Below are 12,444 nucleotides of genomic sequence, written 5' to 3' on the forward strand. Positions count from 1 at the left end.
GGCGGCTGAAAAACACATATATTTAGAGTATCGAAATGTTTAGAAAAGAAAGTGGGGCATCACGTGACTCTCCTGAGAGACTGGAAACAGACCATTCTGTCATATAACCGCAATATAAAATACTTCCTGCTCGCCAATGTGTTCATCCAGATCGGGCTCGGTGTGTTCATGGTCATGTACAACCTATATATCCGGGAACTCGGCATGCCGGAGACGGTCAACGGGAAAGTCATTTCGATGACGGCGCTTGCGACAGCCGTCATGCTCGTGCCGGCTGGGTACTTGAGTGACCGGTTCGGCCGGAAGTGGATGATCGCGGGCGGAGCGGCTGTTGCGATGGTGACGCTGTTCCTGCGGAGTGCCGCCGTCCTGGAAGGGCCGATCGTCTACATGTCGCTGCTGACCGGTGTATTCATGGCCTTCGTGCAAGTATCAGGGATCCCGTTCCTGGCGGAGAACTCCTCGCCGTCCGAGCGGGTCAAGCTGTTCAGCATCCAGTTCGCACTGGTGACGGTCGCCCAAGTGTTCGGCAGCCTCGCAGGAGGACTGCTTGCGGATGCATTCGAAGCGCTGTTCCGCATGGCGACAGTGGACGCGATCCGGTGGTCACTCTATGTCGGAGCGGGCGTCTTTGCCCTCGGCCTGCCGCCGCTGCTCGTACTGCGGGATCAGCCGCCGGTTCCTGTGCAAGTGAGGGGGACGGCTGCAGCGCCCGACGGGGACCCGGCGGACAGCAGTTTCAGAAGGAACTTCACACTGATCCTCCATTTCTCGTTCGCCGGCCTGCTGATCGGGCTCGGTTCCGGTCTCGTCGTCCCGTATTTGAACTTGTACTTCGCGAACCGCTTCGGGGCATCCAACTCGACGATCGGCCTCGTCCTGTCGCTCGGTTCCGCGATGACGGCGGTCGCCGTGATGATCGGACCGCTGCTCGTCAAGAAAGTCGGGAAAGTCAAGGCGCTCATCATCTTCCAGCTGCTGTCGATCCCATTCCTGCTGCTGACGGCATTCACGCACTCCCTGCTGCTCGCGTCGCTCGGATTCCTGCTGCGCCAAGCGCTCATGAACGCCGGGAATCCGATCCAGAGTGCCATTGCGATGGAACTCGTGACGGACAAGTACAGAGGGCTTGCCAATTCCATGAACCAGACCGTGTTCCAGCTCGGCTGGGCATCGATGGGTCCGATCGCCACAGGCCTTGTCGTCGCGCAAGGGTTCTACTGGGGCTATGCGGTCGCCTTCACGATCACCGCTGCCCTGTACATCGTGTCATCGGTCTACTATTACATCGTGATCGGCAGGCAGAAGCTGTCCGCTGAATGACAAAAACGGCCCGGCATGTCATCATCGACATGCCGGGCCGCTTTTTTCAATGAACACCATGTGTCACCGCTTCGGCTGTGTTTCCTTCCAGGCGTTCTGCTCTTCCGGAACGCGGCTCTTGTCCTCGAAGACATTCTCGGTCTTCTGGTCCTCCACGCGGAGCTGCGCTTGTTCCTTCTTCAATTGTTCAGGAGTTTTCCCGTCCATCCGTCATCCCTCCGCATTCTGTGATCACATCTAGTGTGCTCGCCAGCTTGGGGATTATTCATACACATGGAAGGTCATCAGTTCGTGGATCATCCGTTTGACCTCTTCTTCGTCAGCAGGCGGTGCGGATGTCCAGCGGATCGTACCGTCTGGCATGTAATCACCCGTACAGCGCGCAGAACTTATGTAAAACGAGAACGTCCAGCCCGGCAGCTGGCCCCCGGCGAACATCGGCTGAACCTTGAAATGCTGCAGCATATGCTTCGTCTCCTTTCATGTTTCCTGCAGGTCCCGCATACAATCGCTGTAAACGATACGGGAGGGCAAGAAGTGTTTGTCTCCAAGCTGAAACAGGCTATCCAGGATGAATACCAGGCATATTTCCTCTATAAGTCGCTCGAGCAGCAAGTGGAAAAGCCAATGTGGAAAGATTTCATCCGCCATATATATGAAGACGAAAAAAGTCATTATGAAATGTTCCAGCAGCTCCATTATATGCTGACGGGCAGCTACGTTGCCAACCCAAAGCGCCTGGCGCCGTGCTATGACGTGAAGTCATGCGTCCAGAAAGCCCTGCTCGACGAACTGGAAGGTGTCGAGACGTATAAGGAGATGCTGCTGTCCGTCCCGATCCAGGAGGCCTACAATCCGCTCTTCATCGCCATGCAGGATGAGATGGAGCATGCGATCCGGCTGTCGGTCATTTACAACGGCCTCCCCTGAAACGAAAAACCACCGGCCGCATGACGCAGCAGGTGGTTTCTTCAAGAACTATATAGAAGGCAAAAATGAATTCCTGAGGCCAATCAGAAACACATCATGTGTAAGACAGCATGCTGTCAATGTAGTGCACGCAGAATGCATCGGGGAGATCAGTACCACGGTTCGTTACTAAAAGCCCTGTAAAACGTCACCGCTGCATGATAAAAGATCTGCCGACTGAATTACTATAGCACTAAAAAGGAGTTGTGTAAATATGGAGGCGAAAGGAAAAAAACGGTAAGTCATTCCCGCCGCTGAGACAGTTCCTGAGACAGGCGGGAGAAGGTCTTCTCGAAGTACGGCACGGCCTCAAGCATCCTCGGACCGTACCAGAACATCTCCCCGTCGACCGGCACGATCTGTGCAGTAGGCAGCAGTTCTTGGAACTCATCTATATGCTTCTCCTTGAAAGGATACGGTTCCGACGCTAAAAGGACTAGGGACGAGTCCGCGTTTTGAATGTCTATCGGCTCAAGTGCAGGATAGCGGCCGTCGAACGGTGCGGATGCATTCGTGAAGCCGAGATGGGCGAGGACCGAGTCGATATATGTCTTGTTCCCCGCGGCCATATACGGTTTTTTCCAGATCATATATAAGACGCTCCCTGATGAAATGCCTTCGATTGCACGGAATCCGGTTTCGATCTGCCGGACGAGTGCAGCCGCCTCGCTGCCGCGAGCAGTCACGTCGCCGAGTGCTGTCATCATTCCGTATGCTTCACCGACTGTCTGGACTTCGGCCACATAGACAGGGACATGCGATGCGAGCGTATCGACCATCTCCTTCGTATTCTCTTCCTTTTCCGCGATGACCAGGTCGGGCTGCAGCTGAAGGATCTGATCGAGCTTCATGTCTTTGGTCCCTGCGACAGCCGGGATATCAAGGACTTCCGGCAAGGGATGGATACAGAACCGGGTGCGACCGGCGATTTCGTCTTTCAGGCCGAGTGCAAGCAGTGTGTCTGTGATGCCCGGACAGAGGGAGATGATGCGTTTGGGCGGATACGAATAGGTGACCGTCCGGCCAAGTGTGTCTAGTACAGTGCGTTTCATCGGAATCATCCTTTCCTGCGGTTAGTTCCACTTCTTCCATCCTACATGAAAGCGGTTGGGAAATCTGCAGCTCTGCCTGTTGGAGCCGGCCCTAATCGTTGGGCGGCGTCCGCTGTTCTGGTATACTGGGAAAGAAATCGAACAGGAAAAGGTGAGGCGAATGGATTTTTTGTGGACACTGCTGTTTATGGCGCTGATCGGGGCTCTCATCGGGGGCTTCACGAACCACCTGGCGATAAAAATGCTGTTCCGTCCGCATGAAGCAAAATACATCGGCAAGTGGCGTGTGCCGTTCACACCGGGGCTCATCCCGAAACGCCGTGACGAACTGGCCGTCCAGCTCGGGAGGACGGTGACGAATTACCTGCTGACACCGGACACATTCCGGAAGCGCCTGCTGACGCCCGACATGGCGGCGAAAGCGGAAGCGTTCGTGCAGGGGAAGCTGGAAAAGGAGATCCTGATGTCGGACCGCACGCTCGCCGAATGGCTGGCGCTTGGCGGAGTCCATGACCTGGATGCTGTCATTGACAGGAAGGCCGGCGAACTGATCGACGAGCGGTTCCAGTCCTTCAGACAGTCCATCCTGTCCGGCACAGTGGAGGAGACGGTCCCGGAGAAATGGCTCGAGCAGGCGGAGCAGCATATCCCGACACTCACTGCCTACGTGTTGGGCAGGGCAGACGGCTTCGTCGATTCGTACGAAGGCAAGGTCATGTTCCAGCGGCTGATCACAGACTTCCTGGAATCGAAAGGCACGCTCGGCGGCATGGTGAAAATGCTGTTCGGCGACTCGACGTCGCTCGTAGAGAAAGTGCAGCGTGAAGCGAAGAAGTTCATCGCAGCTCCTGGAACTGCTCAGCTGGTCGAGACGATGCTTGCAACGGAATGGGGGAAACTGAAACGGCGGCCGATGGCGGAACTCGCCGGCGGATTCGACTGGGACGGACTCCAACTTGCACTTCGTACGTATGCGCTTCACGAACTGGACACCGCAGGCCGGCTGGCGCAGCCGATCCGCCACTATTGGAAGGACGGCGCAGCCTGGACTGCCGAGCACCTGACACCGCAGCTCATCGAGTTTACGTTCTCCCAGGCGGAAGTCCAGCTGGAACAGTCGCTGAAGAAACTGAAGCTCGACCAGATCGTCAAGGAACAGGTCGATACATTCCCGGTATCCGTCCTGGAAGACCTCGTGCTCGGCATTTCGAAGCGCGAGTTCAAGATGATCACCGTCCTCGGCGCACTCCTCGGAGGTATCATTGGAATTGTGCAGGGACTCATTGTATACTTTACCAATCTGACGTAACTTAGGAGGAACATACACATGGCAGTCAACATTTACGACGACATTAACAAACTGGAAGAATCCCTTCGCGCGACCGAGGAATTCGCGGGCGTCAAAGAAGCGATCGCAGACGTGAAGGCAGATCCGGAAGCACTGGAACTGTTCCGCAGTTTCCGTGAAGTGCAGATGAGACTTCAACAGAAACAGATGGCAGGCGAGGAAATCCAGCCGGACGAGCTGGAACACGCGCAAAAGACCGCCCAGCTTTCCCAGCAGAACCCGAAAATCATGGGAATGCTCGAAGCGGAGATGAAGCTCAGCGGCATCATCGATGAAATCAACCGCATCCTCATGAAACCGGTGCAGGATCTTTACGAAACGATGAACTGATCACAAAAACCAGCCGGACAGGCTGGTTTTTTGTTTTCCGGATTTGTTATACTGGGGAGCAGAGAAGACCGGCGCAGATGACCGGAGAAAGTTGGGCTTACCATGAAAATGATCGCGCTGCACGGCGATTTCAAAGAAGATTGGAACCGGATGTTCATCCACTTGGCGAATCTGTTTTTCGAAGAAACGCACGTTTGCAAAGCAGGGGAAACCGGCGACTTGGTCTTACGATTCGAGGAACGGAACGATGAGGGACAGCTGACCGTCGAAGGGACGCTGACCGCGGAAGGCAATACGTATCAGGCATCCTTCATGGAAACTGCCGAAGACGGGACGGAAAAAGAACGGAACCGCCAATGGAAGCGGCTCTATTCGCACGTCTTCCTCGAGTTGCTGGAAAACTGCACAGGCATGACACAGGAATGGGGCATCCTGACGGGGATCCGGCCGACGAAACTGTATCACAAGTACCGCCAGCAGGGAATGGAGCCGGATGAAGTCAAACAGCTCCTCATGACGAAACACCGGGTGTCGAGAAGAAAAGCCGATCTGCTGGAAACGATCGCCGACATTCAGCTGACCGCTGTGCCGGATCTGTACCAGCTGCAGAACGAAGTGAGCATCTACATCGGCATTCCGTTCTGCCCGACGAAATGCGCATACTGCACATTCCCCGCGTATGCGATCCACCGGAAGAACGGCCGCGTGGAAACGTTCCTCGACGGGCTGCACGAAGAGATCCGCCAGCTCGGTGAATGGCTGCAGGACCGCGGGATCCGGGTGACGACAATCTATTTCGGCGGCGGCACCCCGACGTCGATCGAAGCGGAAGAGATGGACGCGCTGTATGAAGTGATGGCGCAATCGTTCCCATTCATGGAACACGTCCGGGAAGTGACCGTCGAAGCCGGCCGACCTGACACGATCACGCCGGTCAAGATCGACGTCCTCAAAAAATGGGGCATCGACCGGATCAGCGTCAACCCGCAGTCGTATACGGATGAAACACTAAAAGCGATCGGGCGTCATCATACCGTCCAGGAGACGATCGACAAGTTTAAGCTGTCCCGCTCGATGGGTATGCGCAACATCAACATGGATCTGATCATCGGCCTGCCGAACGAAGGGCTTGACGAATTCCGTCATTCGCTCGCGGAAACGGAGAAGCTGCAGCCGGAATCGCTGACGATCCATACGCTGTCATTCAAACGGGCGTCCGAGATGACCCGCAACAAGAAGAAATACGAAGTGGCGGACCGGCCGACCGCTGAACAGATGATGAAACTCGGGGAAGAGTGGACACAAGAGAACGGCTACGTCCCATACTACTTGTACCGGCAGAAAAACATACTCGGCAACTTGGAGAATGTCGGCTACTCGAAACCCGGCGAAGAAAGTATCTACAATATCATGATCATGGAAGAAGTCCAGCCGATCATCGGCATCGGCTGCGGGGCGTCAAGTAAATTCCGGGATCCGGAAACCGGACGGATCACACAGTATCATAATCCGAAAGATCCAGCCGCCTATATTTTGTCGTATCAGGAGTCGATTGAGAAGAAACTCGCCCTGCTCGACGAAATATTTCCGGAAACCATCTTGAAATAAAGGGAATCAGCCGTTTATCCCGAATAGGAAATGAACGGCTGTTCACTTGTAGCTGTTCATCTGAGATCGAGCTAGGAGGAAATGGAATGTATGAAACGATAGAATTGAGGAAAGACGGCAGGAAGGCAGTGCTGACACTGAACCGGCCGGCGTCCATGAATGCGATGGATGATGTCATGATGAAAGAACTGGCGGAAGCGCTCGAGTCGCTGAAAGGCGATTCAGGTACGCAGGTGCTGATCATCAAAGGAGAGGGACGCACGTTCTCCGCAGGCGGCGACATCAAGAAGATGGCGGATCCGGAAGCCCCGCTCGACATGACGGAAATGATGCAGTACATCACCCGTCTGTCCAAAGCGATCTACTTCCTTCCGCAGATCACAATCGCTTCGATCCACGGCTCGGCAGCGGGTCTCGGCTTCACACTGGCGCTCGCCTGTGACATCATCATTGCGGAAGAAGACAGCAAACTGGCCATGAACTTCATCGGAATCGGCCTTGTCCCTGACGGCGGCGGTCATTTCTTCCTTCAGGAACGGATCGGCTCCGTGAATGCGAAGAAGATGATCTGGGGCGGCGAAGTGCTCGATGCGAAAACGGCGAACGCGGCAGGTCTCGTGGACGATCTCGTGCCGAACGGCCAGGCGGACCGGGCGGCGGACGAAATTGCGTCTTCCCTGCTCCATGCTCCGGTGTCAGCGATGATTGCGACGAAACACATTCTCCACGAAAGCAAACGGGCTGAACTGGAAGCGGTGCTGAGTCATGAGGCCGACGCGCAAATTGCGATGCGTCAGACTAACGACCATCAGGAAGGGATCCGGGCGTTCATCGAAAAACGGCAGCCGGAGTTCAAAGGTAACTGACAGGACAGCAGCGGCACCCCGGAAGCGGAATACTTCTTTTCGTGGATGAGCAAAATATAGGTTTGTTTATCAGGAAAGAGGGTATATTAATCGTGTTTGCTATGAACACATACAGATTAGCGGAATTTAGGGGGGCTCATTGTGGGTAATGGGGTAATTCAGCCGGAAATTAAACAATTCATCGATGACCATCACCAGGAGTTCGAACAGCAGTTACTGATACATGCGGTTACGGTGAATGACAAAATAGAAGAAATCTTGAGGATCGGCAATATCGATCTCATTAATAATGCGCATAAGCTGGTGACCTTCGTCAGCAAAGCGCAAAAAGAAGAACTGCTTTCGTTCGCCCGAGTGGAAGGGATCGCATGGGCGAAGCATTCACTGACGCTCGCATTCAAACTCGAGTGGGTGTCGGCAATCCGCCGTACAATGTGGGATTTCATCAAACAGTATATCGAGGACACGGGCAATTTGTTCACCGACCAGGAATTCTTTGAGCTTGAAAAGAAAGTGAATTCCCGTCTCGATGTATTTCTGAACGAATTCTTCCTCAGTTATTCATCTTTCAAAGATGAACAGATCAGCATGCAGCGGGCGCTTGTGGAAGACTTATCTGTTCCGATCATCCCGGTGACCGAGACGACGAGCATCCTGCCGCTGATCGGCAAGCTGGATTATTACCGGACGACGGTCATCCAGGAAAAGGTGCTGTTCGAAATCAGCAGGCTCCACATCCAGACGCTCATCCTCGATATGTCGGGGATCGTAGAGATGGAGGAAGAAGTGATCGATAATCTTGGCAAAGTGATTGACAGCACGCGGCTCATGGGCTGTGAAGTGGTCATCACCGGGCTCCGGCCGGATGTCGTTCGCAAGATGGCGAATTTCGGCCGCGGGTTTGACAGCCAGACGAAAACGTACGGCACGCTGCAACGGGCCATCCAGTGGTATTTGTAATCGGAAAAAACGAAAAGACGCTTATCCGCGATCAAAGCGGGCAAGCGTCTTTTGTTTGTATTTATCTGCCGTTGTGCGCCATTCGAAATAGCCTTTTTCGACAGCGCGGATGAGCAGCTCCGCAGTGGCGATGTTCGTCGCGAGCGGGATTGCATAGACATCGCACAGACGGAGCAGGGCGCTGACGTCCGGCTCATGGGGCTGGGCAGTGAGCGGATCCCGGAAGAACAGGATCAGATCGAGTTCACCCGTTGCTATCATGGCACCGATCTGCTGGTCGCCGCCGAGCGGTCCGGAATTCAGGCGGTGTACGTCCAGATCCGTTTCGTCCATGATCCGCTGGCCGGTCGTTCCAGTTGCATACAGCTTGAATCTCTCGAAGATCGATTCATAGGCAATTGCGAAATTCACCATTTCGTCCTTCTTCTCGTCGTGCGCAATCAGTGCGATTTTCATCAGCATTGCCTCCTATTCCGTTCCCCGTTAGAATAGCACATTTTCTTCTGTACGTCTTACACGTGGAACAGCAGCAGCTTTCCGGCGGGTGAGGCGAGACGGTGTGTCTGATCGGACAGGTTCTGGTCCTCGATCATCTCACGGCCGATGATTTTTGCAGCCTCGTCCGTTTCCGCTGTGAATGTCTCGTCCGTGATCAGCTTGCCGTTTTTCTCATAGGCGGTCAATTTATAAGTTCTCATTCCATCAGTCCTCCCTGCATCTTTTCTTTAGTATACTACGAAACATTAAAAAGTGAACAGTCGTTCAGTTCGAAAGAGTGTAAAAGGAGCTTGACATGCGCACGCGGGGTAAAGTATCCTTTACGTAAAGCAAGCTTAACGTAAAGGTAAGTTTACTTCTCACTGGAAAAGGGAGGGTATTGATCTGGAGAACAGTATCAGGGAAAGACGGACCGGCCGTGGATGGACCCAAGATGACCTTGCGGAAAAGCTGGACGTTTCCAGACAGACGATCATATCGCTGGAAAAGGGCAGGTATAATCCGTCGCTCGTGCTTGCATTCAAGATCGCAAAACTATTCGACTGCCGAATCGAGGATATTTTCACACCTGAGGAGGAATGACAATGTACGAAGGGTTTAACACGTGGGTGTTTTTAGCAGGACTGCCACTGGGACTGCTGGTTGCAGGCGGTGTCTTGCTTCTCACAAGAAGAAAGATGAAAAAGGAACGGGCCTTCGATGAGCGCTATCGGACGATCCAGCACAATGCCCGGTCCTTTTCATGGATGGCAACGACTGCTGCCATCTTGGCTGCCTGGATGATCGTACTGATTGTTCAAGGACCAAAACTCGCATTCTTCTTGTTGACAGGGGTTTGGGTCGTTCATATGCTTTCCTATATGATTGGCGCCGTCTCCTCAGCCAGCCGGAACTGAAAGGGGATAAATTATGGATATATCGATGGAAACGATTGCTGGTTTTTTCACTGGTGGCGGTGTCAGCCTGCTCCTGCTGTATCTGTACTTTAGAAAGGGCAAGAAAGATCGGCGGTTCGACGAGCGGTATCAGCAAGTCCATTCATTGGCTAGAAACGTATCGTGGTCGGTAACGCTGGTTGTCCTGACCGCGATGTGGATCACGCTCTTGCTGCTGGATGGGCCGAAACTCGCATTCTATCTTGTCCTTTCAGCATATGGTGTCTTGCTGGTATCCTATCTGATCAGTGTATTTTTCCTGAACAGAAGATTATGAAACGGATCCGAGGGTGAATCGTAAAGAATAGAGACCAACTGGAAAAGGGGAGTTTGGATGACACTGAAAATTGAACACGTCACGAAACGGTTCGGTGACTTCACTGCCGTTAATGACTTATCGCTGACTGTGGAAGAGGGGACGATGTATGGGTTCCTCGGCGCGAACGGAGCCGGAAAGACGACGACATTCCGCATGATCCTCGGCCTGCTGACGCCGAACGAAGGGCGCATCACTTGGAACGGCAAACCGGTCAACTATTCAACAAGTCCGCAGATCGGCTATTTGCCAGAGGAACGGGGACTCTACCCGAAGATGAAAGTCGAAGACCAGCTGCTGTTTCTGGCAGAACTTCGCGGCATGAAGCGGGCGGACGCGAAACGCGAGCTCGGCGCCTGGCTCGATCGTTTCGACGTGCCGCAGTACTTGAACAAAAAAGTGGAGGAACTGTCGAAAGGGAACCAGCAGAAGATCCAAGTGATCGCCGCACTGCTGCACAAACCGAAGCTGATCATTCTGGATGAACCCTTCTCAGGACTCGACCCCGTCAATGTGGAAATGCTGAAACAGGCGATCCTCGACATCCGCAACAGCGGCGCGACGATCATCTTCTCGAGCCACCGCATGGACCACGTTGAAGAACTGTGCGAGCAGTTCAGCATCATCGATCACGGCAAACAGATTGTCAGCGGGACACTCAAGGACGTCAAACGGTCATTCGGCCAGCAGAACGTCCGGATCCGTTCCGATTATCCGCTCGATGCACTGTCGGCTGTCCCGGGTGTGCTGTCCGCCACAGCGACCGTCGAAGGCGCCGTCTACCAGGTGGAGTCCGATGAAACGGCGGAGCTTCTGCTGACGGAGGCGCTGAAATCAGGTCCTGTGCGTCAATTCGAAATCGAGGAACCGACGCTTCAGGACATCTTCATAGCAAAGGTGGGGAAAGAGCATGCGTGAATTCTGGATCATCTTCAAACAGGCATTCCTGACGAAGGCACGGACGAAATCATTCGCCATCACGACAGTCCTCGTCATCGCAGGCATTTTCCTGCTGTCCAACCTGCCGCGCATCCTGGACGCCTTCGACGGAATGGGCGGAGAAGCGGAAATGCTGAAGGTCGTGGATGAAAGCGGAAAGCTCTTCGATCCGCTCGCTGCGGTCCTGAAAGCGAACGACCCGGATTCCGAACTGTCCGTGGAGCAGACGAACGACTCGGCTGCTGACCTTGAAAAACAGGTGCGCTCGGAAGATATCGACTCGTTCCTGACGCTCTCCCTTGACGGCACGAACACGATCCAGGCGACCTACACGACACTCAGCAGCATCGACACAACACTGCCGGACGATGTGAAAAACGCGCTGCAGACTGTCCAGGCCGGCATCAAAGCGGATGAACTGTCTCTGTCGTCCGAACAGGTCGACTCGCTGTTCAAGCAAGTCCATGTCGAGACGAATAACATCTCCGCCACCGCCAAATCGGAAGATGAACTGAACCAGGCACGGATCCTCGTCTATGTTCTGATGTTCGTCATCTATTTCGCCGTCATCCTCTACTCCGGAATGATTGCGACGGAAGTGGCGACCGAGAAGTCATCACGCGTCATGGAGATCCTCATTTCAAGCGTGTCGCCTGTAAAGCACATGTTCGCTAAGGTGCTCGGCATCGGCACACTCGGCATCGTACAGATCATCGTCTACGGCATTGCCGGGTTCATCGCCTTCAAGACATCGGCCTCCGAAGCGACGGAAGGCATTGCAAGTTTCTTCAGCCTGTCGGACATCAACCCGATGACGCTCGTCTATGCCGTCATCTTCTTCCTGCTCGGCTACTTCCTGTACGCGACACTCGCCGCGCTGCTCGGCTCGCTCGTCAGCCGGACGGAAGATGTCCAGCAGATGATCATGCCGATGACCCTGCTGATCGTCGCAGCCTTCATCTTGGCGGCATCCGGTCTCGGCAATCCGGAGCTCGGCTATTTGAAATACGCATCATTCTTCCCGTTCTTCACGCCGCTCGTCATGTTCCTGCGGGTCGGCATGCTCGATCTGCCGGTGTGGGAGCCGCTGCTCGGCATCGCGATCATGCTCGTGACGATTTTCGTGCTCGGCTGGTTCGGCGCCCGTGTCTACCGCGGAGGCGTCCTCATGTACGGCCCGTCCCGCTCACTGAAGGACATTAAGAAAGCGATCCAGCTCGGGAAGGAATAAGTCAGTCAATCCACAAGGCAGAGGGGCAAATGCACCCTCTGCCTTTCTCTTTTTTCAGATGAAAGACTT

The 12,444-nt window shown here is 54.3% G+C and carries 17 protein-coding genes; 12 read left to right on the top strand and 5 right to left on the bottom strand.

All coding sequences use genetic code 11. The annotated features are described in order from the left end of the window. Positions 1-63 precede the first annotated feature (63 nt). Entirely contained in the window at positions 64-1,323 is a 1,260-nt protein-coding gene (locus NFU03_RS12020; RefSeq protein ID WP_251638991.1) for an MFS transporter, read from the top strand. Positions 1,324-1,386: 63 nt separating this feature from the next. Here NFU03_RS12020 and NFU03_RS12025 read toward each other — a convergent pair whose 3' ends face one another. Further along, positions 1,387-1,530: a hypothetical protein gene (locus NFU03_RS12025; RefSeq protein WP_251638992.1), complete on the bottom strand. Its 144-nt coding sequence runs from the start codon at positions 1,528-1,530 to the stop codon at positions 1,387-1,389. A 54-nt stretch (positions 1,531-1,584) separates the two neighbouring features. Further along, a complete protein-coding gene (locus tag NFU03_RS12030) occupies positions 1,585-1,788 on the bottom strand; it encodes a YheE family protein (RefSeq protein WP_251638993.1) in 204 nt (67 codons plus the stop codon). A 72-nt stretch (positions 1,789-1,860) separates the two neighbouring features. On the opposite strand from NFU03_RS12030, the gene NFU03_RS12035 reads away from it, so the two are divergent. Continuing rightward, on the top strand, positions 1,861-2,253 hold the full coding sequence (locus NFU03_RS12035) for a ferritin-like domain-containing protein (protein ID WP_251638994.1): 393 nt from the start codon (positions 1,861-1,863) through the stop codon (positions 2,251-2,253). Between the two features lie 281 nt (positions 2,254-2,534). On the opposite strand, the gene NFU03_RS12040 is transcribed toward NFU03_RS12035, so the two are convergent. Next, positions 2,535-3,344, bottom strand: a complete 810-nt coding sequence (locus NFU03_RS12040) for an ABC transporter substrate-binding protein (protein WP_251638996.1) — start codon at positions 3,342-3,344, stop codon at positions 2,535-2,537. 160 nt (positions 3,345-3,504) lie between these two features. Between NFU03_RS12040 and NFU03_RS12045 the strand changes: the two genes are divergently transcribed. From NFU03_RS12045 to NFU03_RS12065, 5 genes are all read left to right on the top strand, one after another. Next, complete coding sequence (locus NFU03_RS12045) at positions 3,505-4,653, top strand: DUF445 domain-containing protein (protein WP_251638998.1); 1,149 nt, start codon at positions 3,505-3,507, stop codon at positions 4,651-4,653. An 18-nt stretch (positions 4,654-4,671) separates the two neighbouring features. Continuing rightward, complete coding sequence (locus NFU03_RS12050) at positions 4,672-5,022, top strand: YlbF/YmcA family competence regulator (protein ID WP_251639000.1); 351 nt, start codon at positions 4,672-4,674, stop codon at positions 5,020-5,022. 102 nt (positions 5,023-5,124) lie between these two features. Then, on the top strand, positions 5,125-6,630 hold the full coding sequence (locus NFU03_RS12055) for a coproporphyrinogen III oxidase (protein ID WP_251639002.1): 1,506 nt from the start codon (positions 5,125-5,127) through the stop codon (positions 6,628-6,630). Positions 6,631-6,716: 86 nt separating this feature from the next. Further along, complete coding sequence (locus NFU03_RS12060; RefSeq protein ID WP_251639003.1) at positions 6,717-7,496, top strand: enoyl-CoA hydratase; 780 nt, start codon at positions 6,717-6,719, stop codon at positions 7,494-7,496. A 141-nt stretch (positions 7,497-7,637) separates the two neighbouring features. Further along, positions 7,638-8,456, top strand: a complete 819-nt coding sequence (locus tag NFU03_RS12065; RefSeq protein ID WP_251639004.1) for an STAS domain-containing protein — start codon at positions 7,638-7,640, stop codon at positions 8,454-8,456. A 21-nt stretch (positions 8,457-8,477) separates the two neighbouring features. On the opposite strand, the gene mgsA is transcribed toward NFU03_RS12065, so the two are convergent. Next, positions 8,478-8,912 (bottom strand): methylglyoxal synthase, encoded by a 435-nt coding sequence (gene mgsA / locus NFU03_RS12070; RefSeq protein ID WP_251639005.1) that lies wholly within the window; start codon positions 8,910-8,912, stop codon positions 8,478-8,480. Between the two features lie 56 nt (positions 8,913-8,968). Further along, complete coding sequence (locus tag NFU03_RS12075; protein WP_251639006.1) at positions 8,969-9,154, bottom strand: YhzD family protein; 186 nt, start codon at positions 9,152-9,154, stop codon at positions 8,969-8,971. Positions 9,155-9,338: 184 nt separating this feature from the next. Here NFU03_RS12075 and NFU03_RS12080 point away from each other — a divergent pair, with 184 nt between their 5' ends. Genes NFU03_RS12080 through NFU03_RS12100 form a run of 5 tightly spaced genes read left to right on the top strand, consistent with a single transcriptional unit; the run spans position 9,339 to position 12,375 of the window. Then, positions 9,339-9,536, top strand: a complete 198-nt coding sequence (locus tag NFU03_RS12080) for a helix-turn-helix transcriptional regulator (protein ID WP_251639215.1) — start codon at positions 9,339-9,341, stop codon at positions 9,534-9,536. Between the two features lie 2 nt (positions 9,537-9,538). Then, entirely contained in the window at positions 9,539-9,850 is a 312-nt protein-coding gene (locus tag NFU03_RS12085) for a DUF2178 domain-containing protein (RefSeq protein ID WP_251639007.1), read from the top strand. Positions 9,851-9,863: 13 nt separating this feature from the next. Then, complete coding sequence (locus tag NFU03_RS12090; protein ID WP_251639008.1) at positions 9,864-10,166, top strand: DUF2178 domain-containing protein; 303 nt, start codon at positions 9,864-9,866, stop codon at positions 10,164-10,166. A gap of 57 nt (positions 10,167-10,223) precedes the next feature. Further along, positions 10,224-11,123, top strand: a complete 900-nt coding sequence (locus NFU03_RS12095) for an ABC transporter ATP-binding protein (RefSeq protein ID WP_251639009.1) — start codon at positions 10,224-10,226, stop codon at positions 11,121-11,123. After that, the gene (locus NFU03_RS12100; protein WP_251639010.1) at positions 11,116-12,375 is read left to right on the top strand and encodes an ABC transporter permease; all 1,260 of its coding nucleotides are present in this window, start codon (positions 11,116-11,118) and stop codon (positions 12,373-12,375) included. Before NFU03_RS12095 ends, NFU03_RS12100 begins: the two co-directional genes overlap by 8 nt. Positions 12,376-12,444 lie beyond the last annotated feature (69 nt).

Source organism: Sporosarcina sp. NCCP-2716, assembly GCF_023707985.1.
In the GTDB taxonomy this organism is placed as follows: Bacteria; Bacillota; Bacilli; order Bacillales_A; family Planococcaceae; genus Sporosarcina.